At 39.8% G+C, this 25302-nt stretch carries 29 protein-coding genes; 23 read left to right on the top strand and 6 right to left on the bottom strand.

Annotated elements, in window-relative coordinates:
- Nucleotides 1-44: 44 nt before the first annotated feature.
- The 4 genes from ACOJQI_RS13080 to ACOJQI_RS13065 are packed head-to-tail and all read left to right on the top strand — an operon-like array spanning nt 45 to nt 2515.
- The gene (locus ACOJQI_RS13080) at nt 45-575 is read left to right on the top strand and encodes a GNAT family N-acetyltransferase (protein WP_421378472.1); all 531 of its coding nucleotides are present in this window, start codon (nt 45-47) and stop codon (nt 573-575) included.
- Nucleotides 576-593: 18 nt separating this feature from the next.
- Nucleotides 594-1214 carry a class I SAM-dependent methyltransferase gene (locus ACOJQI_RS13075; RefSeq protein WP_421378470.1) on the top strand — a complete coding sequence of 207 codons (621 nt, stop codon included), beginning with the start codon at nt 594-596 and terminating at the stop codon, nt 1212-1214.
- A 37-nt stretch (nt 1215-1251) separates the two neighbouring features.
- Nucleotides 1252-2049, top strand: coding sequence for a protein phosphatase 2C domain-containing protein (locus tag ACOJQI_RS13070; protein ID WP_421378468.1), 798 nt, complete (start codon nt 1252-1254; stop codon nt 2047-2049).
- Nucleotides 2050-2074: 25 nt separating this feature from the next.
- A complete protein-coding gene (locus ACOJQI_RS13065) occupies nt 2075-2515 on the top strand; it encodes a hypothetical protein (RefSeq protein WP_421378466.1) in 441 nt (146 codons plus the stop codon).
- A gap of 47 nt (nt 2516-2562) precedes the next feature.
- Here the strand turns inward: ACOJQI_RS13065 and ACOJQI_RS13060 are convergent, their stop codons facing one another.
- On the bottom strand, nt 2563-4362 hold the full coding sequence (locus tag ACOJQI_RS13060; RefSeq protein WP_421378463.1) for a M3 family oligoendopeptidase: 1800 nt from the start codon (nt 4360-4362) through the stop codon (nt 2563-2565).
- A 392-nt stretch (nt 4363-4754) separates the two neighbouring features.
- Between ACOJQI_RS13060 and ACOJQI_RS13055 the strand changes: the two genes are divergently transcribed.
- From ACOJQI_RS13055 to ACOJQI_RS13020, 8 genes are all read left to right on the top strand, one after another.
- On the top strand, nt 4755-5465 hold the full coding sequence (locus ACOJQI_RS13055; RefSeq protein ID WP_421378461.1) for a methyltransferase domain-containing protein: 711 nt from the start codon (nt 4755-4757) through the stop codon (nt 5463-5465).
- Nucleotides 5466-5591: 126 nt separating this feature from the next.
- On the top strand, nt 5592-6149 hold the full coding sequence (locus ACOJQI_RS13050) for a GNAT family N-acetyltransferase (protein WP_421378459.1): 558 nt from the start codon (nt 5592-5594) through the stop codon (nt 6147-6149).
- 16 nt (nt 6150-6165) lie between these two features.
- A complete protein-coding gene (locus ACOJQI_RS13045) occupies nt 6166-7065 on the top strand; it encodes an alpha/beta fold hydrolase (protein WP_421378457.1) in 900 nt (299 codons plus the stop codon).
- Nucleotides 7066-7204: 139 nt separating this feature from the next.
- Nucleotides 7205-7774 (top strand): hypothetical protein, encoded by a 570-nt coding sequence (locus ACOJQI_RS13040; protein WP_421378455.1) that lies wholly within the window; start codon nt 7205-7207, stop codon nt 7772-7774.
- A gap of 298 nt (nt 7775-8072) precedes the next feature.
- Nucleotides 8073-9857: a M3 family metallopeptidase gene (locus ACOJQI_RS13035; RefSeq protein ID WP_421378452.1), complete on the top strand. Its 1785-nt coding sequence runs from the start codon at nt 8073-8075 to the stop codon at nt 9855-9857.
- Between the two features lie 47 nt (nt 9858-9904).
- Nucleotides 9905-11440 (top strand): hypothetical protein, encoded by a 1536-nt coding sequence (locus ACOJQI_RS13030; protein ID WP_421378450.1) that lies wholly within the window; start codon nt 9905-9907, stop codon nt 11438-11440.
- 102 nt (nt 11441-11542) lie between these two features.
- Complete coding sequence (locus ACOJQI_RS13025) at nt 11543-12538, top strand: multidrug resistance efflux transporter family protein (RefSeq protein ID WP_421378448.1); 996 nt, start codon at nt 11543-11545, stop codon at nt 12536-12538.
- A gap of 188 nt (nt 12539-12726) precedes the next feature.
- Nucleotides 12727-13035 carry a YrhK family protein gene (locus ACOJQI_RS13020; RefSeq protein WP_421378446.1) on the top strand — a complete coding sequence of 103 codons (309 nt, stop codon included), beginning with the start codon at nt 12727-12729 and terminating at the stop codon, nt 13033-13035.
- A gap of 25 nt (nt 13036-13060) precedes the next feature.
- Here the strand turns inward: ACOJQI_RS13020 and ACOJQI_RS13015 are convergent, their stop codons facing one another.
- A complete protein-coding gene (locus ACOJQI_RS13015) occupies nt 13061-13600 on the bottom strand; it encodes a CBO0543 family protein (protein ID WP_421378444.1) in 540 nt (179 codons plus the stop codon).
- A gap of 208 nt (nt 13601-13808) precedes the next feature.
- Here ACOJQI_RS13015 and ACOJQI_RS13010 point away from each other — a divergent pair, with 208 nt between their 5' ends.
- Nucleotides 13809-14276, top strand: coding sequence for a GNAT family N-acetyltransferase (locus tag ACOJQI_RS13010; RefSeq protein WP_421378442.1), 468 nt, complete (start codon nt 13809-13811; stop codon nt 14274-14276).
- Between the two features lie 95 nt (nt 14277-14371).
- On the opposite strand, the gene ACOJQI_RS13005 is transcribed toward ACOJQI_RS13010, so the two are convergent.
- Nucleotides 14372-15214, bottom strand: a complete 843-nt coding sequence (locus ACOJQI_RS13005) for a hypothetical protein (protein WP_421378440.1) — start codon at nt 15212-15214, stop codon at nt 14372-14374.
- Nucleotides 15215-15400: 186 nt separating this feature from the next.
- Here ACOJQI_RS13005 and ACOJQI_RS13000 point away from each other — a divergent pair, with 186 nt between their 5' ends.
- The 6 genes from ACOJQI_RS13000 (at nt 15401) to ACOJQI_RS12975 (ending at nt 19169) form a co-directional block, all read left to right on the top strand.
- The gene (locus ACOJQI_RS13000) at nt 15401-15955 is read left to right on the top strand and encodes a histidine phosphatase family protein (RefSeq protein ID WP_421378438.1); all 555 of its coding nucleotides are present in this window, start codon (nt 15401-15403) and stop codon (nt 15953-15955) included.
- A gap of 115 nt (nt 15956-16070) precedes the next feature.
- On the top strand, nt 16071-16634 hold the full coding sequence (locus ACOJQI_RS12995) for a hypothetical protein (protein WP_421378436.1): 564 nt from the start codon (nt 16071-16073) through the stop codon (nt 16632-16634).
- A 78-nt stretch (nt 16635-16712) separates the two neighbouring features.
- A complete protein-coding gene (locus ACOJQI_RS12990; RefSeq protein ID WP_421378434.1) occupies nt 16713-17642 on the top strand; it encodes a nuclease-related domain-containing protein in 930 nt (309 codons plus the stop codon).
- Between the two features lie 415 nt (nt 17643-18057).
- Nucleotides 18058-18483 (top strand): nuclear transport factor 2 family protein, encoded by a 426-nt coding sequence (locus tag ACOJQI_RS12985; RefSeq protein ID WP_421378432.1) that lies wholly within the window; start codon nt 18058-18060, stop codon nt 18481-18483.
- A 43-nt stretch (nt 18484-18526) separates the two neighbouring features.
- Nucleotides 18527-18877 carry an STAS/SEC14 domain-containing protein gene (locus tag ACOJQI_RS12980; RefSeq protein WP_421378430.1) on the top strand — a complete coding sequence of 117 codons (351 nt, stop codon included), beginning with the start codon at nt 18527-18529 and terminating at the stop codon, nt 18875-18877.
- A gap of 49 nt (nt 18878-18926) precedes the next feature.
- Nucleotides 18927-19169, top strand: coding sequence for a hypothetical protein (locus ACOJQI_RS12975; RefSeq protein ID WP_421378428.1), 243 nt, complete (start codon nt 18927-18929; stop codon nt 19167-19169).
- Between the two features lie 25 nt (nt 19170-19194).
- Here the strand turns inward: ACOJQI_RS12975 and ACOJQI_RS12970 are convergent, their stop codons facing one another.
- Nucleotides 19195-20118: an exonuclease domain-containing protein gene (locus ACOJQI_RS12970; protein WP_421378426.1), complete on the bottom strand. Its 924-nt coding sequence runs from the start codon at nt 20116-20118 to the stop codon at nt 19195-19197.
- A 438-nt stretch (nt 20119-20556) separates the two neighbouring features.
- On the opposite strand from ACOJQI_RS12970, the gene ACOJQI_RS12965 reads away from it, so the two are divergent.
- The 4 genes from ACOJQI_RS12965 (at nt 20557) to ACOJQI_RS12950 (ending at nt 23427) form a co-directional block, all read left to right on the top strand.
- The gene (locus ACOJQI_RS12965; RefSeq protein WP_421378424.1) at nt 20557-21576 is read left to right on the top strand and encodes an ion channel; all 1020 of its coding nucleotides are present in this window, start codon (nt 20557-20559) and stop codon (nt 21574-21576) included.
- A 285-nt stretch (nt 21577-21861) separates the two neighbouring features.
- Complete coding sequence (locus ACOJQI_RS12960; protein ID WP_421378422.1) at nt 21862-22296, top strand: peptidylprolyl isomerase; 435 nt, start codon at nt 21862-21864, stop codon at nt 22294-22296.
- A 180-nt stretch (nt 22297-22476) separates the two neighbouring features.
- Nucleotides 22477-22929, top strand: coding sequence for a CoxG family protein (locus ACOJQI_RS12955; RefSeq protein ID WP_421378420.1), 453 nt, complete (start codon nt 22477-22479; stop codon nt 22927-22929).
- 93 nt (nt 22930-23022) lie between these two features.
- Nucleotides 23023-23427 (top strand): cytochrome-c oxidase, encoded by a 405-nt coding sequence (locus tag ACOJQI_RS12950; RefSeq protein WP_421378418.1) that lies wholly within the window; start codon nt 23023-23025, stop codon nt 23425-23427.
- 40 nt (nt 23428-23467) lie between these two features.
- Here ACOJQI_RS12950 and ACOJQI_RS12945 read toward each other — a convergent pair whose 3' ends face one another.
- Complete coding sequence (locus tag ACOJQI_RS12945) at nt 23468-24118, bottom strand: MtnX-like HAD-IB family phosphatase (RefSeq protein ID WP_421378416.1); 651 nt, start codon at nt 24116-24118, stop codon at nt 23468-23470.
- 151 nt (nt 24119-24269) lie between these two features.
- Complete coding sequence (locus ACOJQI_RS12940; protein WP_421378414.1) at nt 24270-25292, bottom strand: STAS domain-containing protein; 1023 nt, start codon at nt 25290-25292, stop codon at nt 24270-24272.
- Between the last annotated feature and the right edge of the window lie 10 nt (nt 25293-25302).

The following is a 25302-nucleotide window of genomic DNA, read 5'->3' as shown; positions in this document are numbered from 1 at the left end:
AGTAGCAGGAGACTGTCCCTCACTTTTTAAAAGGAGGAGAAAGGATGAATCTTCATATTAATGGACAAGTTTTTACTTTAAAGAAAGCCGGGGATGGTGATATGGATAAAGTAATCAGCTTGCTTGTGGACGCTGCCCGGTGGCTCAAGACCAAGGGGACAACACAATGGGATTATTATATAACCGATTTAGAAGGAAATTTGGATGAGATTATAGAATCCATAACTAAACGAAGTACATACCTTCTCCAAGAAGATGCGAAAGCAGTCGCCACGTTTACTCTGGAAGAAGATCCAAACGAATGGGATATGGATGTATGGGGAGAAGATGCGTCTCAAAATGATTGCGTCTACCTTCACAGGTTAGTAGTCAACCGTGAATATGCCGGCAGGGGAATTGGAGATGCATTAATGGAATGGGCAAAAGAGGATGTAAGCCGCCGAGGGAAAAAGTATATCCGTTTTGATTGCCTGAATAACAATGAAGGCTTGAATCACTATTATCAACGCCAGTATCGTTTAAAAGGTGTCGCAAATATTTATGGGAAGCATTCCTTGTATGAAATAACTTTGTGAATGCAGAAGGTGTTCAAAATGAACAATAAATGGAATAAATTCATTTATAAAATCTGGTCTCCTTTTTATGATTTATTTTTTAACCGAGGATTGTTTCTCTCCGCAAGAAAGAAAGTTTTTGCGGAAATAGATTTGCCTGAGGGGAGCAGAGTTTTATTCGTCGGTACCGGAACAGGTGCAGACATTGAATTTTTTGATGATAGAACATTAGAAATCACTGCCATTGATTACTCCAGTGATATGCTGCAAAAAGCCAGGGATAAGTTCAGGGATTCAAACGTGGAGTTCCTGCAAATGGATGCTCAAGATTTGGATTTCCCTCATGGTTCCTTTGATTTTATCGTTTGCAGCCTTGTTCTTTCGGTTGTACCGAATCCGCTGGCATGCCTTCAGGAAACGCACCGGGTATTAAGAAATGGCGGGACGATATTTGTATTTGACAAGTTTTCTTCCAACCAGAAACCCTCTTCTATTAGTAAAAAAATCCTTCGGCAGGTCATCAGGATTCTCGGTACGGATATCGGCCTGGATCACACTGATTTGTTAGGTAACATGAAAGATGAGCTATCAGTAGAGAAGGACGAGCCAGTCATGCTAAAGGGAATGTATAGAAAGATTGTCCTTATGAAATTGAAATGAGGCCAATTAAAACAAATATAAATTATGAGGGAAAATCATGTTGAAAGAATATAAATGGACAGGCAGTGATTGTCATTTTGTAGATGAAATACATACAAGGAATATCGGAAAAGTTCTTGTCGGACACTTTGGCGGAAACTCTTCTGCTGGTCAATATAAGAATGAAGATGGTTGTCTGTTATGGGTGGATGAGGAAAAAGATTGGGAGTTTGCCATCATACTTGATGCTCATAACACCGCCGAGAGTGCCGAATTGGTGATAGAGGAAATCCATTCCCGGAAAGAGAGGATCCTTACTTTTCTTGACCTGGAGTGTCAGGCGGCCTTCCGGCAAATCAATGAATTGATATTGAATACATTTGAAGGAGAGTCCTTTCAAGAGGCATGCCGAACGATCAAGGGGGAGACCGCATGCCTTTTTGTCATCAGAAAAGAAAATTTCCTCTCATGGTTTTCGGTAGGAGACTGTATCCTTCATCTCTGCCATCCTGAGCTTTCAAGACTTGGAGAGTATCAGCAGAATCACCGCAGCTTTTTTGAATGGGTGGGTCAGGAAAGTACGTTTAATAAATCTTTCCCATGCTATAGTACGGGAATTAAAGAGCTTAGGCAGGGTGTTAACCAAATTTTGATGACAACAGATGGACTGACAGAGTGCCCCGGCACACATTATGAACGGCCTGAAGAAGTTTTTTCTGCCTTTGAGGGAGTGCCGGTTCAAGCTGGGGTTGAACAACTTTTGAAAAGTATCCGTGAAAATGATGTAAGAGACAGTACGACCATTCTTACTTGGAAAGTTGTCAACACTAAAGAGGCGACCATGCCAAGTGATTAGGGGATCAGCGAAGGAAGGTGAGATAATGAAAAAGTGGCAGTTGGCCCTGGCCATTTTGATAATCTTTTCAGGTGGATTCTTTACTGGTAAATATGTATTTGAAGAAGGGGCCTCACGAGAAATCAGAGTGGGTTATCAGGACAGCGGCCGCCCGGATGTCATCAATTTTGAGAAGGTCATTAAAAACACAGAGGATCAGGCCGCAGTAGATAATTTCATGATGATCTATATGAATAAAGAGGAAGTCGCAATGACTGATGTTGATTTGGGAAAGCCCGATGTGTTTATCTCCATAACAAGTCCCAAGCAATTTACAGGTCTGATCGATTCCCGGATCTGGTTTCGTGAAGACGGAGGGATTATTGCCAGAAGGTCAGGAGAAAGCTGGGATGAGGTTGAGTATTTCAGTATTTCCGTCCAGGATGCTGATTATATAAAAGACAAGATTGAATATAAGGCTAATTGAATTAAAACAAACAGCGCCGGAAACACTTGTTGCCGGCGCTGTTGATATTATAGTAGGTCTTCTGTCAGTTCGATATATTCCTCAATTGCTTCAATAACAGGCTGTATCGCTGCCTGCCAGAAAGCCTCTTCATGGAGATCCTGATTTAGATATGTTGTGGCAAGCTGTTCAACTGTCATCCTGCCGGAATTTCTCAAAAGCTCATCATACTGGGCTGCAAATGATTTCCCTTGGTTTTTGGCAAGAGAATAAACTCCGTTGCTGAAAAGATACCCAATGGTATAAGGGATATTATAAAAAGCCTTTTCTGTACTGTAGAAATGCGAAGTAGTGATCCAGCTGTGTTGATGGACACTCTTAACATGCTCTCCATATACTTCTCTTTCAGCTTCGGCAACCATCACTGTTATCTCCTGGCTGCTAATCGATCCTTCTTTTCTCTTTGCGTAAAATCTTTGTTCAAATTGGAATCTGGATGGAACCATCAAGAGGTAGGATAAACCTGCTGTAATCTTGGACTCGAGCAATGATAATTTCTCTGTCTTGTCTTCTGCCTTTGCAATGGCTGCATCCAGCACAAGGTTTTCACAGAAAGTTGAAGCCGTCTCTGCAACGCTGGTCCCTTTTTCACGGGCAAATGCAGGTTCTTCATCAAGGATGTAGTTGTGGTAGGCGTGGCCAAGTTCATGAGCGAGTGTGATGACGTCCAGGTAACTGCCCCTGAAGGTCATCAGGATCCGGCTTTCTTTTTCCAGAGGCAGAGAAGCACAAAAGGCTCCGTTTGCTTTATTGGAACGATCTTCAGCTTCAATCCATCTCTCTTGGAATGCTTTTTCAGCAAGGGTTCCCATATTTTCACTGAAATCATGGAACTGATCAGCAATGATTTTTACAGCTTCTTCATAAGAAACCTTTTTTTCAGAAGTAAAGGTATTACCGGGAATATCATACCATTCCAACTTTTCAAGCTTTAGAAGTTCGGCTTTTCTTTCTAAGAAACGCTGGATGGCGCCCTGGTTGGAATTGATGGCGGCAAGCATCGCATTCAAGGTGCTTTGTTCAATTCGATTCTGCTCGAGTGCTTCTTTTAAAACATTGTCCCATCCACGCTGTTCATAAATGTCAAGACGGAATCCGGCGATATGATTGATAATCGAAGCGTAAGTATCTGCATTGTTTTCACATGCTTCCTCATAGGCATTCATTATTTTCTGCTTGTAGGCGCGGTCGGAAGAAAAGAGTACTTCATAAAACGCCTCACCAACCGTCATATTTTTGATTTCCCCGTCTTTCTCTACCTTGACTCTGAGCTTTGCAATTTGTTGATCATAATGGTTTTCCCATCCGGAGAATCCATTGACTGAAAGGTTCTGGATCACTCTTTCCAAGTGAGCAGGGAGTTTATCATTTGCCCGCTGTTTTCTTTCCTCAAGGAAAAAGCGGTAGGTCTTGACTTCTTCATTCTGAATAAGGGAATTCCAGATATCCTCTGGAAGTTCAGTGAGCAGTCGGTCGAGATCACCTAATAAAATCTCGAAATCACTTCTTAGTCTGGAACTTTTGTTGACCAGCCCTGCAGATGATTGATCGTCCACGTTATCGGAAGAGAAACAAATTAAAAACTCATCCACTTGGAATGTTCCATCCATCACAGTCTGAATGGTTCGGAATACATCCACCATGTTATTTACGGAAAAATCCTTCTTATTCATTATGGCGCCTATCTCAGAGTGAAGCTCTTTAATAGAAAGAGAAAGCTGATTCATAAAATCTTTCAATTCCTGTGAATCACTGCCTCCTGAATATATAGATTCTAAATCCCAGTTCTTACTTATTATTTGTTCCAATTTTCCAACCCCCTATTATTTTGTTCTTCTGTTCCACGAGGCAAGTATAACCTGAAATTTAGGAAAATTCATCCAACTCAAGGCTGATGAAGATCTTTATGTAATCAAATTGAAACATTTGTAACAATATTTAGGGATACTGTTTAAAACTCTACATTTGAAAGGTCTTATTTTGCTTAATACAGAGAGATGAAACTGATGAATAATATACTTCCTTAAGGAGTTTTTTTCCAGAAAATGAGGGTCTCCAGCCGTTTATGAGCGAAATTAAGAAGAGAGGAAAACTCTTCTGAGACTATCAATATATTGAAGGCTTAATGCTGCTGTAACAAGGATTTCAGTCCCTTTTAGTAAAATAGAAGAGAAGTTAAAAGAAAGCGGGGATGGATAAAATGAAAGAATTAATCAGGAGCAATAAAGATGTATTGGAAATGCTGGATGTGCTGCTTCAGGAGCAGAGGACATTTGACTGGGATGCCTTTTATACTGACAGGGACAAACCGGTGCCTTTCTTTGAAGACTTGCCTGATGAAAATCTAGTAGAATACGTAACCAAAGGAATGATAAAGAGCGGAAGGGTATTGGAGTTGGGGTGTGGACCCGGAAGAAATGCGATCTACCTTGCAGAGAAGGGATTCTCAGTTGATGCCGTTGATTCTTCAGAGCAAGGCATCAAATGGGCTAAGGAACGGTCTGAATACAAAAAGCTTGATATCAATTTTATCCAAGGAAATATATTTCATTTGGAGTTTGAAGAGCGATCCTATGACGTAGTATATGACTCAGGGTGTTTTCATCATATTCCTCCTCACAGGCGGATGAGCTATATCGACTTGGTTGAAAGGGCATTGAAACCCGGCGGGTATTTTGCGTTAACCTCTTTTATAGAAGATGGACCGCTGGGGGGAGCCAGAATATCGGATTGGGATGTGTACCGTTACAAGAGCATGAAAGGCGGATTGGGTTACTCCGAAGAAAAACTAAAAACAATCTTTGGAAAGTTTTCTCCGATTGAAATACGTCCAATGAAGGAGATTGAGAAGGCAGAAGGGGAATTTGGAGTGGCTGGATTAATAGCCGGATTGTTCAAGAAAGAAGAATAGTAAAAAGGAACCTTCGTAATAGAAAGCGGAGGTTTTTGATAATATACCCATTTAATCCCAAAAGAGGAATAATTCGTGTTAAAATCAGAATACATCTAACTTCAGTAACAGAGGAAGTGAAAACAAATGAATGATGTTGAACTGAACTTTCCAGAATTAGAAACAGAAAGATTGCTTCTAAGAAATGTTGTGTCCAGTGATAGAGATTTCATCTTTAAGTTGTACAGCAATCAAGAGGTTTGTAGGTTTCTATATGATGAAGAAATATATACCTCATTGGATGACGCTAAAGAATTTATCAGCTGGAACCAGAGTCCTGAAGAAACTGGGAATAACCGTTGGATTATCATTAGAAAAAAGGATCAGTTGCCATTAGGGACTTGTGGTTTTGATTCCTGGGATACTTTTAATAATATTGCTGAAATCGGATTCGATCTAGAGGTCGAATTTTGGGGGAAAGGGTATATGAAGGAAACTCTTATTTCAGCAATCCATAGCGGTTTTCAAAATATGGGTCTTAATCGAATTAATGCATTTACAGCTTTAGAAAATAAGAGGTCTTCTACACTTCTGGAATCGTTGGGTTTTGTAAAAGAAGGTATATACAGGGAGAAGCATTTATATAGAGGGGAATATCACGATCATTTTAGCTATTCCTTATTAAGAAGAGACTGGATTACATAAAAGAAAGAGGGAGAAGATGAAACAAGGTGAATTGATAAACATTAGAGGAAAAGGTTTATATGTTGAAATTTATGGCTCTGCTGAGAAGGATGCAATTTTATATTTGCATGGAGGTCCAGGGGAGAGCTGTTATGACTTTTCTGTTGCACAGGCTGAAAAACTAGCAGAAAATTTCATGGTAATTGCCATTGACCAAAGAGGAGTTTGCCGTTCGGAAGGAATTGGCCCGGATGAAAATTTTGGGTTGATGGACATTATAGAAGACTGTGAAGCCCTAAGGAAAAAACTGAATATTTCCAAATGGTCATTGATAGGGCATTCATTTGGTGGATTTCTGAGTGTTTTATATGCAGCAGAATATCCAGACTCCATACATAAGATAGTTTTTGAAGGACCGACATTCGATTTTGAATTGACTTCCCGAAGTCTGCTGAGAAAGACAGCAGCTCTCTTAAATGAAGCAGGGAAACAGGAAGCAGCAAAGGGCTGCCTTGCATTGGCGGATACTCATAAAACTGTTACGATCCGTGAACTGACGGAAAAGTATATGGATTTCAGTGATTTGCTTGAAGAAGAAAGAATGAAGATATATAGGCATGACCTCCATTCAGGGGTTGACTATTCTTATTACTCAGATGAAGAATGGGAGTCTTTCTATGATCGTTCCGACGTTCACTACGATAGATTAAGAGAAGAGGGAATGATCTTCAAGTCCTTGCTTCCAAACTTAAAGGCCTTGCCGCATGAAATGCTCCTTTTGAAAGGGGATAGTGATCCAGCCCCTTGCGAGAGACAAGTGGAAGTTTTCCAAGAAACAGAGAACGGCAGTGTTTACACAGTGGAAAATTGCGGACATACCCCTCATTATGAAACACCTGAGGAGTTTACCAGAGTCGTAACGGAATTTTTAAGGTGATAGCTTTCAGTTGACTGAAGTCGATCAGCAGATTTTGTAAATTGCTTTTATTCTGAATTAGTGCTGATTCCTGTAGTTCCGAGTATAATGGTTTCTGTGATAAGTTTTCGTTCATTTTTAACAAACTCGGAGGTACGCTTTGAAGAACAAAAGAATGGCCATTTTGATTGCTTTACTCATTGCAGTTCTTGTTTTTGCAGGAATTCAATTCAGGGATAATCAAAAGATGGAAAGTTATTTGAACAAACAGCTAAATGAGCGGCTGGAAATGCTCGACCTGCAAGTCCAGACAATTCACTTTGTGACGGAAAATGCCCTGGCAGATAAAGAGATAACTAGAGTTTCTTTAAATGAAATCCAGGAGTCCCTGGAAATGCTCAGAATGAAAAGCCTTCAGGTTGAAAACTTAGCCAGAGGGTTAAATTTGGAGGGGGCAGGTGAGCTGCATGGCACCACGCATAATTCCTCACGGTTTATGGAACAGCGTTTGGAGCTGCTCTTTAAAGAAATGGGTGATCATGAAAAATTAGCACTTCAGGAGGATACACTTCGCATCATCCGCCACATTCATGGAACCAGTAGTAATTGGAAAAAAGAAAGCGGAACATTTCTTGGTCCCGATAAGACCATCAATAAAACGGACTGGGTGGAAACGCTGATCAGAATGCAGAAGCATTCTTCTGAATATCAAAGAAATATGGATGGATAATTGGATGTATTTAGAAATGATGTCAATATTTATTGATTTTTCTAAAAATTATAATATAATATAATATAAATGTTAGGAAATTTGAAATAGAGGAGGTAGTCATTATGCTGATAAAAATTAAATTAAAAGCAGAGAACAATACGATGATTACACTCACTCCTTTTCCTTTTGCATTCTAATAATATTTCACTTTTTTCTTTAAGGGACCATCGTAAATAGGATGGTCCCTTTTTTACTGGGTTTGTTGGTCATTGTATTTCTTCCTAACATCTCTGCTTTTAACACTGGAGGAAAATGAATGTGTACTTACCAACAATGGGATCTGGCTTCACTGCAAGCTGCCAAATGTTTTTCAAGGAAATACATTGAAAAGTTGAAAACCAAAGTCACTGATTTACTAGCTAAGCTGAGCAGCAAGGAAACAAATGATGTTAACGGAAAACATTTGTCAATTATTCATTCTTACAGCAGTATTAAAGCTGAAATTGATGAAGTTTTTGCTTATGCCACATGTTTATCTAGAGAAGATACCTCAAAGGAAGAAGTGGCAGTGTTACTTATGAATTTAAGAAGTATGAAGGATGATTTATCACTTCTTTTGATAGAAGTCAGACGGTTGATTTCGGGTATGGACAATATTGAAGTAAAGCAAGTTATAGCAAAGTCAGAATCAAAATCTATGGCCTGCTTTATAGAAGAAATGAGGGAGCATGCCCAAGGCAGGCTGCCTATCCAAATTGAAAATGTTATTGAAGGGTTGGCTCAACCAGGAGTAAGGTCATGGGCACGTTTGCGTCAGACATTGATAAGAGATATTCAATTTTCAATAAAAATCAATGGAAAAAAACAAATCATTAACGGACCGAGGGCTCTTCATTTAATGTTTACTTCCCATCCAGACCCCCAAACGAGGAAAGGTATCAGGAACAATTTTGACGAGCAGATTCAAGATGATCTGAAAATATATTCACAAGCTATCAATGAGATTGTAAGGACCAATGTTACTTTGCAGGAGCTGAGGGGACAAAAAAGTGTACTGACAGGAGCATTGGAAAGGAACCGATTAACAGAAGAAGCTTTACTCGCAATGAAAGAAACCTTTGAATCAAACTTGCATAAATTTACTCCTTACTTTAAAAGGAAGGCGGTTCTAATAGATATGGATTCATTAAGTGAAGTGGATCTTCTTGCCAATTTATTTTCAGATCAGCCGCCGATAATTCCTTATGAAAAAGCAGTGAATGGTATCATTGAAATTCTGAGTGATTTCAGTTCTGATATGGGCGCTTATGTAAAGAATGCCATTAACAACGGCTGGGTTGATGCAGAAAATAGAGATGGGAAATCGTTTATTCAGTTTCATTGTTATTTTCCAATATCCAAACAATCCAGAATCATGTTGAGGTACAACAATGATTTTCAAAGTCTTTCCACACTGGCTCACGAACTAGGTCACGGGTATCATAGTTCCTTGCTTTCTGTTCAATCTGTTCCTCTGCAGGACCTCCCTCTGACTATTGCGGAAACAGCATCAACCTTCTCAGAAATGATCGTGTCAAAGAGGATGGTCAGTCAAACCAAAAGTATAGAGGAAGAAGTTTTTCTTCTGGATGAAAAAATCAAAACAATGATCACTTATCTTCATAAGCCTTTTGTTCATTTCCTCTTTTTGAAGGAGTTGTATGAAAAGGCGAAGGATGGGCAGTTGAATCACAGTCAACTGAATGAACTGATGGAAGAGAAACAAAAATTTGTTTACCAGGATTCATTAAATAGTTATACCCAAACTGAATGGATAAGCAATAATTTGTTCTGGCTGACGGATAAACCATTTTATAATTATCAATATTGTTTTGGTTATTTGTTTTCTGCTGGCTTATGCAGCCTTTTAGAAAATGACATTCTAAAACCTGAAGCTTTTTCCGCATTTCTTCAAGAATCCGGATTTATGCCTGTGGAGGAGTTAGCGCAGGAGCATCTTGGCGTTGACTTAAAGGACTCCTCCTTCTGGCAGAGGGCGATAGATTTTCTGGTGTTGGATGTAGAACGGTTCCTCTGTTTAACAGAGCCGGCAGACGACTGATCAGCTAAATTTATGAAGCCATAAACAGATGGGAGGAGAATTTGAAAGTGAATTTCGAGAGAATGCTTGAAATAACAGATAAGACCGCATGGAAGAATGCATATGAAGAAGAGATTAGACGCCTGGACTTACTATATCAGGAGGAAGAAAGGCTCTATTACGATATGTATACCAGTGGAAAACAGAGCACCCGATTAAATGAGATTCAAAAAACTAAACATGAAATAATGACAAACAAATACTATAAAGAAATGATGTCCTATTGGAAACAAGTTTTCAGAACCGATAAGATTTGGAGCAGAAGATTAAGTGTCCTATTATCCCGGATGGAAGCGGAAAAACTCGACAGCTCGCCTCAAATAACCAGGCTTCAGCAAAAATTGCAAAAAAGCCTGCTGGAAAGCAGTGTCAAGATTAATGGAAAGGACTACACACTTGGAGCCATTCACTCCAATATCATGGAAAATCCTGACCGGGATATGCGTAAGAATCTATTGTGCGGTGCTGTAGGAATAGGGAGGAATCATGAGGAACGGTTCCGCGATTTAATCAAACAGCGAAACGAGTTGGCAAAACAAGCCGGGTTTGAAAATTACTTTTACTTCAAATGCCATCTAAAAGGTTTGGATTTTGATCGATATTCTGCTGAATTGGCAACTCTGCTTGAATCTTCAGGAAAATCATCCCAAGACTGGAAGAACAGAATTAAAGACAAATTCGAGTGGAAAGTCATTCACCAGTATGATCAATACTATTCTGTATTTAACTACCATCAACTTGATGGAAGCCTCTTTCCATCGAACAGGCTGAACACTGTCCTAAAAGGGATAATGGAGAGCCTCAAAGTCGATGCTGACAATATGCCTTTTTCAGCAGAAATCCATGATATCCCTTACGGGGGTTTCTGTATAAATATCTCTCCAGAAGAAATCAAGTTGGTCGTTAGTAAGAGAGACTCCTACTCGGTCTATTTGTCTGCCATCCATGAGATGGGCCATGCGCTTGATGGTTATTTCAGTTCATTCGAATATCCTGAAATGTACCGGTTCTATTCAAGTATTGCTGCAGAGGGGATTGCAGAACTGTTTCAGACTATTGTAACGGATCACCGGTTTCTTAATGCAGCTTTTCAATTTGATCAAGAAATGATTCAAAGTTTAAATGAACTTAAGCAATTAACAGACATTAAGCTGCTCAGCATGAATCACTATTATAGCTTGGTAGAATTTAAATTATATAAAAATTCTGATAGAGATTTCAAAAAAATAGCAGAGGAAACTTATTTTGAAGTATTTGGTGAAGAAGGTGAAACGTTTCATCCTGCCAGTGAAATGTTTTATATTGAAAATCCTGTTTTCTTTCAGGATTATAACGTTGCATTGTCAATTCGTGAAATGATTCTTGAAAAATTTAATATGGAAAGTCCATATGGCAATCCTGCGTTTTTTCAAGAACTTCTAGAAAAATTCATTCAGCCAAATCAGCTATATACTTGGGAAGAACGAGTTGAGCGTCTCTGCAGGGAACCTCATACTTTTCGCTATCTGGCCGAGTCTCTTTCTAATCATACAAATGCTGAGTAGGAGGACAATACCTTTTTGGCTTCCTAATTAAAAAGCAATTTCATTCCTGTCTGACATATATTATAATTATCTAAAAATTCATAAAAAATGTGTGGTGTTCGTATGAGGGAAATCTTTATTGGTATTCTGGCTTCGATGTTTTTTGCTGTAACCTTCATCCTGAACCGGTCCATGGAACTTTCAGGGGGAAGCTGGCTTTGGAGTTCCTCGTTAAGATTTTTCTTTATGGTGCCATTTTTGTTCATCATTGTGCTGGCAAGGAAGAATCTCAAACAACTTTTCCTGGAGATGGTAAAGCATCCTTTACAATGGCTGAGTTGGAGTTTCGTTGGATTTGTTTTATTTTATGCCCCTTTGACCTATGCTGCTGCTTATGGACCAGGCTGGCTCGTTGCAGGTACTTGGCAGCTGACAATTGTTGCAGGTGTCCTCCTCGGACCGCTCTTTTTTGAAACCAGGCAATCGGAAATGGGTGTTTTGAAGGTCAGGCAAAGAATTCCTCTAAAAGCCTTGCTGATATCAGTGTTGATTTTATCCGGCGTACTACTTATTCAGGGGCAGCAATCAAATCAGATTACCATGCAAATGCTGCTGGCCGGGATACTTCCTGTTTTACTTGCTGCATTCGCTTATCCGCTTGGGAACCGAAAGATGATGGAAGTATGCGGTGGCAGGCTCGATACTTTCCAAAGGGTGCTGGGTATGACATTGGCGACCATTCCATTCTGGATGATTGTTGGGGGAATCGGGTTCGTTCAAGTGGGGGCGCCGAATTTCGATCAAGTTCTTCAGGCCTTCATAGTTGCAATCTGTTCAGGAGTGATAGCTACAACCTTATTCTTCATTGCAACTGATAGGGTGCGGGAGAGCCAGGCAAAACTTGCTGCTGTCGAGGCGACACAATCCACCCAAGTCCTGTTCGTCATTATCGGGGAGGTTGTCCTGTTATCATCACCGTTCCCGGATGGATTGGCAATGGCAGGTCTTTTCATCATTGTTCTCGGAATGCTCCTTCACAGTTTCTACAGCAGAAAAATTAAAATGAAGGGAAAAGGGAAAGTGTTGGTTTCCTCGCGAAGTGAAGAGATTAAAATGTAATGGGAGAGCAATCCTTCAGAAACGGAGGATTGTTTTTTATGTCTCAAACCTAGTACATTTGTTGGAATTCAATTTTTTTACAAATAATTATTTTAAACGAATATTTTAAGGGTAATAAGAATATCTAGACAAATTTAATTACAAACAATTCATCAGCCCGGTGATCTTATCAACAAGAGGTGATTCAAATGCTTAAAGGATTAAAAAACCGGATGGAAGAGTTTGATGATAATTCAGTCCAAATTTATTTAAGTAAAAAAAGAAAAATGGTGATCAGGAACCGTTACCAGATCATTGGATACCTAAACGATATCCTGCTTGGTATCCTTTATATGATTGGAAGTATTTTGTTCGTAACAGATTCAGATAGGATACTGGCTGTAAGCTTTTTCCTTGCAGGAAGTTTCCTGATGATTTTCCGGGCAATCATCAATATCCTCAGGGATATTCACCTGAAAAGATTTACAAAAGAAGATTTTCAGGAGCATAATTATTAACGTTTCTCAGGGGAGAAGCGTTTTTTTATTGCTGCTCTCCAGAACTGTTTTTTGCAAATGGAGTATCTTTTACAGAAATCGTATTTTTATTAATCATCCTAATCAACGCAATGATGCCCCTGCAGATAAGCATTTTTATCATGAGTGTTATGAAAGAGTGATACCAAGTCCATCCTTTCCTCCAGGTGATTAATTCCGTCTTTCTTTCCGCAATCGTCTCTAGCAGGATCTGTGGAATCACAAAAGGAAAGAGTTTAAAAAGTATGCCTGCCGGCTTGCTGTTCAATGTCCACTGATTGTAATAAAGAAGCATAAGTGGATAGTGAATGTAATCAAATGGCAGATGAATTTTGAATCTCTTTTTGAAAGGTCTGATGTTGTATCGCAAATACCCCTGTGAAACAAGGTAACGGTCTGCCATGGAATTTCCAAGCACACTGACTAGAAATACAATCAGCCAGTCTTTGAATGAGCGTTTGACGATAGCAAAAGGCAGTAAGGCGATGCCTATTAAAGTAGTAGTGGTTAAAAAGGCAACAGAAATCACTGAACTTTTTCTTTTCATATAAATAACACCTCCTTATTGTAGTTTAACTATATTCAGAACCGATTATGTAGTGATTTTTTACAGCCTTCCCGATTGCCTTCAAAGAAATCAATGGAAGACATCGAGTTATCATAATGGTAACATTATACAAAAGAGGGCAGTCCTGAATTGTTCTCAGGAGAGGGAAATGAACTAATGAACTACAAGAGACTAGAGGGTGGCAGACATGTATAAGTTTTCTCCTCTGACAGATGATGCAGCTGAGGAAATTGCTTTTCAATGGAAGTATGATGGCGAATATTCCTTTTATGACATGACGGCTGATCAAGAGGACCTTGAAGAGTTCCTAAGTCCTGACAGATCAGGTTATTACGCAGTGGAAAGAAATGATGAGCTTATTGGCTATTTCTGTTTTCAAAGGGATGAAGCAGGGCAGCTTGAGATTGGATTGGGGATGAAACCGAAATTAACAGGAAAAGGGCTCGGACTGGAGTTTGTTCTTGAGGGTATCAGGTTTGCTATTGCCAATTATCAAACATCCGCACTCTCGCTTTCAGTGGCTGCATTCAACAAAAGGGCCATCAAAGTATATGAAAAGACTGGCTTTGAGTCCATTGAAACCTTTAAACAAGATACCAATGGAAGTACATATGAGTTTGTAAGAATGAATTATGAACCTAAAGGTGAAAAATGATGTATTTGGAAAAGGATCAGTAGAAGCATGAGGAATAGAGGATCTCACCAGAGGAACCTAGGAACCAGTTTTGGTCCCTCTGGATAGTTTTTTGCTTATTCATGAGCTCCCCACTTGTATATCGATTTGTAAAATTGCCTGGATAGGAAAATCATGAATACATGAAAAGGGATGTTCGATAAAATCTGTCTTGTCTTCATTTTTAAAATTCCGATTTTAATGAGAATATAATCAACAAGCATACAGCCGCCGAGAAAGACAATTCGATAGAAAAAATGATGCTTGAAGGACAGCAGGACACCAAGGAACGATAATGACAAACTATACAACGGAGCAATCAGGAAATGTTCCTTCCATGAATGGTATCTGCTGAGCCCGAAGCGGAGTTTCCTGCTGGCAGCGGTACAGTAAAGCAAAGAAACCCCTATAACCTCCAGAGCCAGGTATTGGGCAGTGGCCAATGCCCATTGCTTTTTCCCCTTCATAGCATGGTACATTCTGTCACTTATGAAAAAATAGATCATTAATAAACATGGAGTGAAATAGGGTTTCCACCAATTCAATTTATAAAGTCCTAATTTCAAGAACAACTTCTCAATTAAAAAGAAATAACAGCTGAAACCAGCTCTCCACTTCCAGTTCCCGTTAAAAACGGTAATAAAAGTCGCAGCAATAGGAACGTATATACCTTGAGAAAGGATAGCTCCAAAAATATTATCCAAGTACCGGGTTTTTACAACCGAGGGTTTGTATTTATAGGCTTGAAGATAGTTCAGGACCACATATTCAAAAATATAGGCCATTCCCATATTGGTTAGCAGCAATACCCAGGTAATACGCTCTTTTTTTCTCAAAAGTGTCGCTATCAGCAAAAATAGATGAACCAAGGCTAGTATGAAAAAGTAAATGGAATTTCTGTTCAATGGTCCTTTTCTCATCACGAGCCACCTGACTTGATAAGATTTTCACTTAGTTTATGTAATTTGCAGGAGAATATAAATTTTTCTGCAGCAGCCTATAGTAAATTCGTCATGCAATCGGCCAGAAATCCTGGAAACAGCAAACCATTATTTATCGAGCCGAGAAACCACATATGAAATTTTTTGATTGAAAGGAGAAAGCGCATGAAAACAAATGTATATCTTGTGAGGCATGCCCATTCATTTTATACACCTGATGAATTGGAGAGGCCGCTATCGGAAAAGGGATTTGCAGATGCGAAAAAGATCAAGGGGATTTTAGCGGAGGAAAAGATCGATTTGTTTATATCAAGCCCTTATAGACGTGCTGTACAAACCATCCAGGGAGCTGCAGATGTTTTTGGTAAGGAGATTTTAATTGCAGATGCTTTCAAGGAACGTACTTTAACCGCGGAGCCGGCGGATGATTTTGATTTAGCCATCAGCAAGGTATGGGAAGACTGGTTTTTCTCCTGGGAAGGAGGAGAGTCCAATATCACCGCGCAGGAAAGAGGGATTGCAGGATTGCTGAAGGTCCTCGAAGAATATGAAGGGAAAAATATCGTTATAGGAACCCATGGTAATATCATGGTACTGATCATGAATTACTTTGATAAAACCTTTGATTTTGCCTTTTGGAAACAGTTGGAGATGCCTGATATTTATAAACTTACCTTTGAGGAAGGAAAGTTTAACGGGGCAGCAAGGGTTTATAAATAAGGAAAACCGCGTAAATGGTACGCGGTTTTTTTATGTTCTTTTACTGGTGAGGATAATTCATGAGGCGGGTGAAAAGATAGTAAAAGACCGAATTGAGTGTGGAGGTTGATTTTTCATGAGCTTTGAAGAATACTGGGCCAGGTTGTATGAAGCCGGGGATGAGTTGAATTCACTTTTTCATTCTTATTGGAGTGACTACTCGAGCTTAACGACATGGCAGTTCTGGGTTGTTCTTATACTATTGGCGGCTCCTTTGATTCTCTTGTTTTTTACGGTGGATCGCAGCCGTATTTTTGAACTCTTCTTCTTCGGGTATTCAGTACATATTCTTTGGACATATGTGGATGTCCCCCTTGAAAGATACGGATATTTCGTTCACCAGTATTTTATCCTGCCGCTTTTTCCCTACTCATTGAATATGACAGCATCGGTACTGCCTGTAAGTTTTTTGCTGTTGTATCAATACTGTACAAGCCGGAAAAAGAATTTCTTAGTTTATGCTGCTTTAATGAGTGCGGTTTTCACCTTTGTTTTTGCTCCTTTGGAGAGCTATTTTGGTCTTTTGGAACTTAGAAGGGGAATGACCTACTTTTATGTGTTGCTGATTGATCTGGGAGTCGTGTATTTTTCCTATTTTTTCACGAGGATTCTCAGGGGAGTATACGAAAGGAATCGTTGAACTCAGTCTAAGCTGGGTTCTTTTTATTGGAAAGCGGTTTGGGATGGGATAAAATGGAATAGAAAGGAGAGATGTTGATTGATCTTGAAAAATAGGAGGGAATCGGAAGAATTGAAAATATTAAGGTCCTTGAATGCGAGAGCTTCATTGGATGAGAATGGAAGGAACTCTTATCATTCTGCGGAGAAAGGTTACGAAGGAGAGGTGCTTTTTGATGAACGAGTGACTGCTGTTAGAGATCATATGGTATTCATAAACGATTTACTTCTTGAACACCAAGGCAGCGAGTTTCAAATTGACTCGTTAGCGGTTTCTTCCAGAAAGATTTTTCACTTTGAGGTGAAAAACTATGAAGGTGATTTTTTGATCGATGAAGGCAAGTGGCGGTCGCCGAGTGGAAAGGAAATTAAAAATCCAATTCTACAGGTTTCTAGAGCCGCATCGTTAATAAGACAGATCACTGAACAGGCTGGCTTTCGATACCCAGTTGAATCCTACCTCATATTTGTTAACCCCGAATTTCACCTTGATAATCCCCCGGCGAAAACCCGCTCCATTGTTTACCCTGCACAACTGAACCGTTTCATTTATAAACTTCAAAACCAACCACTCAAAATAAGTAAATCAGATATCAGACTTGGAGAGAAACTTTTGTCCCTTCATAAGGAGTCTTCCGATCATTCCCGGATTCCGGAGTATAAGTTTGAGGAACTGCGGAAGGGGATAATTTGTCCGGGGTGTGGGGAGTTTTATCAGGAATTTAATAGACTAACAGTTTTCTGCCAGCACTGTAAGGGGAGGGAGAGCTGCGGTCTAGCTGTGTTTCGTACGGTCGAGGAATTTAGATTATTGTTCCCTGGCTTAAAAATCACAAACAATCTTGTTTACGGAATTTGTGATGGACTCCTTAGCAAAAAAACCATTTATCGCATCCTTTCACAACACTATAAGAAGATTGGATACGGAAATCATTCCTATTATATTGATTGTAATAAAAATATTGATTAGTTTTCAATTGTGAAAATTTATAAGAAGGGTTAAAGGGCTTTAAGATAGAAAGGTAAAGATGTAGGTGTTTTAAAGGCAGCTTAAAGGACTTTTGCTGAATGATTGTTAAAATAAAGGTCTTTAGAAAGTTCTTAAAGGATTTAAAATTAGCAAAATGGAAATTAGAGTACTCTAAAGTCAGTTTAAAGGACTTAAGTTACATGATTTTAAAAATAAAGGTCTTTAGAGAGTGCTTAAAGGACTTTAAAATAGCAAAATAAAAACTAGAGTCCTATAAAAACAGTTTAAAGGACTTTAAGTTACTTGATTTTAAATTAAAGTTCTATAGGGAATTTTTAAAGGACACCAAACTTTTAAGTTTAACACTAAAGTCCTTTAGATCAGTTTTGAATTCACAAAAGGAGTGAAAATCAAGATGGAATTTCATACTTTTTTACAACAATTCCTAAATGCTTGGTCGCGGTCATCACTGGATGAACTGTCAGAAATGATTTCCCATACCTATCAGGCAAGGGAGATAACGCCCAACGGGGAGATTTCAGATTTTGGCTATGAGGAGTCTATTGAGGGATGGAAGCAGGGGTTCCAGTTTGTGCAAGAAAGCAAGTCTGAGTGGATGTTAGAAATCCTTTCCACGCTCCCTTTGAGGGAAGACGAGTCGATGGCGATCATTTCCGCTTCCATTAAAGTAGATGGGAAGCCAATGGAGACGGCAAATATCTTTTTTGATACGTTCAGGCATTCAGATGGGGAATGGAAGCTGGTCAGAAGCTATGTAGAGGCCGGGGTCAAGATGGATCAAAACCAGAATATGTTTTCAAAGTTTAACCCTATGTCCTAACCGGGTATAAACAAAATGAGACATTATTAAAGGAGGAATGAATATGATTAACATTATTCCGAGTGGACGAAATGATCTCATGGAAGTGGAAGTGAATGGTGATTATACAAAAGAGGACATGCAGGAATTCGAAAGGGCCTTTCATGAAAAGAAAACGCCGAATGAAGATATGAATTTGCTGCTTGTTGTGAATGACATGGATTTTTCCATGAAAGCATTGAAAGAGGACTTCATGTTCGGTAAGGATCACATGCATGAATTTAACAAAGTAGCGGTTGTCACCGACCAGAAATGGGTTGAGATGGGCGCGAAGATGGAAGACATGATGCCGAATGTTGAAGTGAAACAGTTTGATAAAGATCACAGAACTGATGCAGTAACGTGGATTCAATGACGGAGTGGAGATTTTTCTCCATTCCTTTTTCTTGTGAAGGAGGGGTATCATGCTGGTGATAGGAAGTATTTTGCTGTTGATCGTCACGCTGGCATTGAGTAAAAATGTAAAAAGATCAAAAAGGTTTGCTGTATTTTATGTTATTGCCTTGGCGGGTGGATCATTTGCCCTGTTATCTGCAGTCATTTTTGGCGGATGGGAAAGTCTTCCCTTTGCTTTAACCGGTGCTTTAATAGGAGTCGTCGGCCTTTTTGGGATGATGATGGTACTCCTTGTCAGACAAAGGGCATGAGTATGTAGAAGGAAGCGGCGATGCTTCACTTCAAATTCTTAATTGAGCTTATGGATTGATCATCGATGATCATGACTCTCGATGAACAGATGAAATGCTCCTGATAGGAATCTTTCAAGTTGTCGTAGAAGTTCTTTAACAGCATTACAAGATTCTGGAGATCCTTTGAAAAAATACCTGATCGGTTAATCAAGATATTTTCATATTTTTTAACTGTTTTATTCACTTTTTTTATAAGTTTTTTAGCGTCTCTTAGACGATAGGCAAAATGCAGATTTTCCGTTAGTTCATGGAAGTCCTGAATCAAGGCGCTGCTGACTTCAGCATTGATGTTATCCAAGTCCACTTCTTCACCAGGAAGGATAAAAGCTTTGACCATTTCTATATCTGATGTAATCGGCTGACTATAATAATGAAGAAAGATTTGCAGTGTATTGTAGGCGTCATACATAGGATTGTGAGCATCACCTTTAAATTCAACGCCATATAAAGCAAGGGCATTTTCGACGGAGAGATTATCCTTTGAAACATGTTTGGTGAATGTTTCCTGGAAATCAGCATACCTGCTTTCGATTTTTTCGATGGTCACTGCATGTAGTCCGTGGAGAGTACTATCCATTTTCAGTCTGGTCATGTCACTTTTGGACCACGAGAAAAAGCGGGACTTCTTCACACCGCCGACCCAGAAAAGGAATTCTTTGAAAACCAGCGGGAATGGCTCTGCAGCTGCTAGGTCAACATCTTCAATCCCAGTAAGTTTTTTACAAAAGTCACTCAAGGCATCTGGTACTGACGGCTTGATGAATCGGTTAAAGTGTGTCACTTGCTTTGTCTGGAGATCATATTTAACAGCACCTAAGCGAATGGCTTCCATTTCTTCAAAAGCCATGCCGCGATTATCGCATTTCATTTCAAAATCAAAGAAAATAAACTGTTTCATTTCGGCCATAGTCATTCTCCTCTCTCCAACTTGTCAGTATAAAGGGTGACCAGGAGTTTTGAAACAAGTAATTTATACCAAAAAAGCTTGCAGTCAATGGACCGCAAGCTTTTTTGGCTGATCTAAAAATCCTTTACTGCCTCGGGCCGCCTGTAACGGACAAGGATGCCGGGAACAGGCTGGAGTTTGGCAGCAAGCAGGATCTCAAAGCAGTGTCGTATGTACAAAAAACAGAAGGCCCCTCCCGATCCGTACAGTGGTTAAGTGTCCCGCAACAAGCGAATAGAATTCGGGAGGAGCCTTACTGTATTATACCCTAACATAGAATGTTAAACGCGTGAAGGGGGGAATTGTTTCCTTTCCAGATAATGTTTGTTGAGAGGAGCAGACGGGTATTTTAAACAACTATTGGAGAATAACTTTGTACTTGGAAAGGAAGTTTTGCGAGTGAATGAGATCTATATGATTTTAGGTGTGCTGGTTCTCTTCCTTGTAGCCATCGACCTTCTATGGACAACCATTTGGGTGGATGGAGGTGGAGGACCTGTTTCAAGAAGACTTGGAAAAACCTGCTGGTATTCACTGAGAAAAATCAGCAGAGATAATTCGAAAATACTCAGGCTGTCCGGGCCGTTGATATTGTCGCTGACTTTGATCATGTGGATCTTAATGCTGTGGGGAGGCTGGACACTCGTCTTTTCAGCTGATGCGGATTCCATTTTACTTTCTCAAAAGAAAAGCCCTGTTTCTTCCTGGGAGGAAAGAGTTTATTTTGTCGGATTTACTGTATTTACATTGGGAATTGGTGATTATATCCCCCAAAAAGGTTTTTGGCAGCTTATGACCACAGTTGCAACAGGCAGCGGGATGCTTTTCATTACTTTGTCAGTTTCGTATGTAGTTTCAGTAGTCAGCGGAGTGGTCCAAAAACGGGCATTCGCCAAAAATATTACAGGGCAGGGGAATGATTGGGTATCGATTGTCAAGCGGAGCTGGGATGGCAAGAGCTTCAGAAATATCGACTTGTTTTTAAAAGATCAGTCTTCACAATTGACCGCTCTGACTCAGCAGCATAAAGCTTATCCCATATTGCATTACTACCATACCCAGGATAAGGACCAATCCTCAGCTGTGGCAGTTGCCCTTTTGGACGAGGCTTTGACCGTTTATGAATTCGGTATCAAAGAAGAAAACAAACCAAACGAGGTATGGATTCAAGAGGCACGGTCAAGTGTGAAGGATTATCTGGATACTTTGCATACTGTCTTCTTTAAACCCGCTTCCAACACCCCGCCGTCCATGGATTTAACGCCTTTAAGGGAAGATGGGCTGCCGGTGAAGTCCAGTCAGGAGTTTAACATTGCTCTATCTGATCTTGTTAAAAGAAGAGAGAGATTACTTGGCTTGGTCGAAGCGGATGCATGGGAGTGGCCGCATAATGAAAAACATGATTCTCATGGGAAATGAACAGCTATGGGATCGCTCTGTGGGAGTGTGATTTCGCAAGGATGTTGGCCCGCAAATAGAGTTATCGGGCCAATGAGATGTCTATTCCGCAAGGGTGATGGCCCGTAAAAAGAGTTATCGGGCCAATTAGATGTCTTTTCTGCAAGGATGTTGGCCCGCAAAAAGCAATAATCGGTCCGATGCTGTTTTTTACGAAAAATCGACTAATTCTTTCACAATCTTTTTCTTCTCAAGAAAATCATGGTATGATATAAATTGATTTCTAATGAATAGGAGTGTTAACAAATGGCTAAAAAAGGATACATACAATTCGAAAATGGCGAAAAAGTTGAATTCGATTTGTTCCCGAATGAAGCACCTGGAACAGTTGAAAACTTTTCTAAGCTGGCGAAAGAAGGATTCTACGATGGTCTTACATTCCATCGTGTCATCCCTGGGTTCGTAAGCCAAGGAGGCTGCCCGAATGGAACAGGTACTGGCGGTCCCGGCTACACAATCCCATGTGAAACGGAAGGAAACCCTCATAAGCATGAAGCGGGATCTCTTTCCATGGCACATGCCGGTAAAGACACTGGCGGAAGCCAATTCTTCATCGTTCATGAGCCGCAGCCTCATTTGAACGGTGTGCACACTGTATTCGGTAAAGTGACGTCTGGCCTTGAGACAGCTAGAAGCCTTCGTAACGGAGATGTTATGCAGAAGGTAGTCGTTGAAGATTAATTTTTTAGGAGAGAGCTGATTCAGCTCTCTTTTTTTATGCCCCTAAAAGAATTACCTCTCATTCATCCATCCAGTACGCTTCAAATTTTATAAACGTTGACCTAAATTTATTTCAGTAATAACCCCCTCTTTTCCTAATAACATATATAGAAGACGAGAAGACATCTGGGAGGAGATACTATGCCGGCAGGCCTTCATAAAATGCAAGTTGAAGCTTCAAGGGATGAAATTTGGAAATTTGTTAGTGAAATGGATGCTTGGGCACCGTTAGTCCCTGGTTATATTGATCATGAAATCCTGAACGAAAGAGAATCGACATGGAAATTCAAGACGGATTTAGGTCTGATGAAGAAAAAAATCCACTTGAAGGTGGATATAACGGAGTGGCAGGAGCCTAGAAAAGTTACATTCAATTTAACCGGAATAAATGAAAGGTTCAAAGGAAATGGGTATTTTGAGGCTGAATCAATCGGAAGAAATGCTTCCAATATGACGGGATACCTTGAAATTAATGCCGAAGGACCGCTCTCCAAAATGGTGACTCCTTTGTTGAACTCGATTTTGCCTGAACTGACAACTGAACTAACAGAAGCAGTTGCTTATAAGGTCGAAGGGATGTATTCATCAAAATGATTTTATTTAAATTTTCTGATAACTCATTGAAATCAAGTAGGGAGTATAGTACCATTATAATGTAATTATTTTACAGTGAGGGAGGGAAATGGCATGGGTGCCAGGCTGTTAAAGATTTCTGTGTTCTATTTAATTGTCGGGGTAGGGCTGGGCATGTATATGTCAATCGTCCATAACTTTGGCTATACTGGGGCACATGCCCATATTAATTTGCTTGGATGGGCGTCTTTGGCTTTAGCTGGTTTGATTTATGTTTTGTTTCCTGCGGCAGCAGAAAGTACTCTGGGGAAAATCCACTTTTGGCTGCATAATATCGGTCTTCCAATCATGTGTATCGGTCTGTTCATAGTGGTTCATAATCAATCATTGGCCGTTCCGATCATTTCGATCGGTTCCATTTTGGCAACACTCGGAATCATCTCTTTTTTCATTAATGTCCTAAAAAATGTGAATGCAGCTGATGTGAAAGATGCTTATTCTAATAAAATCACTATGTGAATAATAAAAGATGACGGCCGTCCCAGGCAGCCGTCATCTTTTATTTTAAGAATCCTTCAGCAGTTAAATAACGTTCTACGTCCTTAAACGTGTCTACCGCAATGAAGTCTATATTTCTTTCACTGAGCATCTTTTGTAATGCTTTCTTGGCAAAAACCAAATCGGCATGTTCTGCAGGATGTGTATCCGGTTCACTGTCTCCAATGAAGTGGACCGTTTCATATTCCTTGTGCAAATCCTGGATGACTTTTGATTTATCAATACCATAACGTTCATGATAATGAGGATGTGATTTGTCCAGGTTCAAATGGACTCCTTGATCTTTGTAGTATCCTTCATTAGAATAAACTTTAACATTTTCGATTTTGTAATGATCAAGAAGGTGGTTGATGTAATAATCGGTCCCGGCACTTAGAATAAAGAAATCTCCTCCATTTGCCTGGACATTTTCTATGAAGCTCATTGCATATTCATCTATTGGAAGGTCGCGTATTTCATTAATGACATTTTCTTCTTTGTCATTAATGTTTCTAAATACCTCACGAAGAAAATCAATGTCTTTCATGTCACCATTTTTCCATTGTTTGTACAGATCTTTTCCTTCATTATAATGATTTTCAATGACAAGGTCGTAAAAGTCCTGTTCTGAAATGGTCCCATCAAAATCAGAAACAAATGCCCATTTTTTCATCTTGAAGCCTCCTCTAAAAAAGTTTCTCCCTTACTTTTCCCATTATCGTTCAATTATAACTTAGGGGACATGGAGAGGGGGAGGTCCCTGTGAAAGCGGCGATAGAAGATTTCTATAAGACACTGCGTTAAAAAAAGAGCATCAGACTGATCTAATGCTCTTTTTTGGTCAATTCCAATCCAAGTTCGTCCAAAGCATGCATCACGCTTTGTTGAAGGGTGGAGAAGCAGGGAACTTTATTAATTCTGTGACCTCTTTGGGTGATTTGTATACTAAGCTCTGGAGAAATTCCGACAAGGATGCATTTTGTCCCCAGGATGGAGGTGGCTTGTACAAACTTATCTATGAAGTCCAGCGTATAGTCATCGACGCCTTTGAGGCTTGTCAGATCAACGATTAAGTGGGTCGCTTTATACCGGGGGAGATTCAACAAAGTCCTGTTGAGCAGTTCCTCTGCCCTTAAATCGTTATAACGGCCGACCATAGGAATGACTAGAATTGATTCCATGACAGGAATTATAGGGGATGAAATCTCCTTAATAATATCGGATAAGAATTCGGTCCGTTCACGAGTGACCTTTTCAAGTTCCTCCTGGGCAGCCTTTTTCTTTTTTTGAATCAGCGTGTTGACATTTAAAGAGGGGGTCATCGATGAAGGGAAGAATTCATATTCACTATATTCCTCACCTTTGATTTGGCTTTTGGTCACCTTGTACCACACAGTATCATTGAATAAACCGGAAAAAACGCCGGCCCAGTGCCCCGGCAGGAAAGTGCCTTCTTCATTCTTCTTTTGAGCAACATTCACTTTATATTCCCAGCCATTTCGTACGGTAATCCTGGCTTTGTTTTCGGACAAGCATACCTGTTCAATATGGGTTTTTCCCCAGCCTGCAGTCAGATACATGTTTGGCAGCTTCTTTAATATATCTTCAACTTTACCAATGGATTCCTTATAAAAACCATATACGATTTTTCCTGTACGGTAGCCCGCTGTCTCCAATACAAGCTTGGCTTCATCACTGCCAGCAATTTCTTCTATAGAGTCAAAAAGTGTCTTGAAAGCCGTATTCACCCAAAATAAAACTACTTCATCATTTTCAAAATAAATATCTCCATTATCAAGGTCCCATTCAAAGAATGATCCGTTTATATCCTTATGATCTCTAGTCATCACTTGGCCT

The organism is Bacillus salacetis (assembly GCF_049177075.1).
Lineage (GTDB): Bacteria > Bacillota > Bacilli > Bacillales > Bacillaceae_B > Rossellomorea > Rossellomorea salacetis_A.
This window is presented reverse-complemented; position numbering and strand designations above follow the sequence as displayed.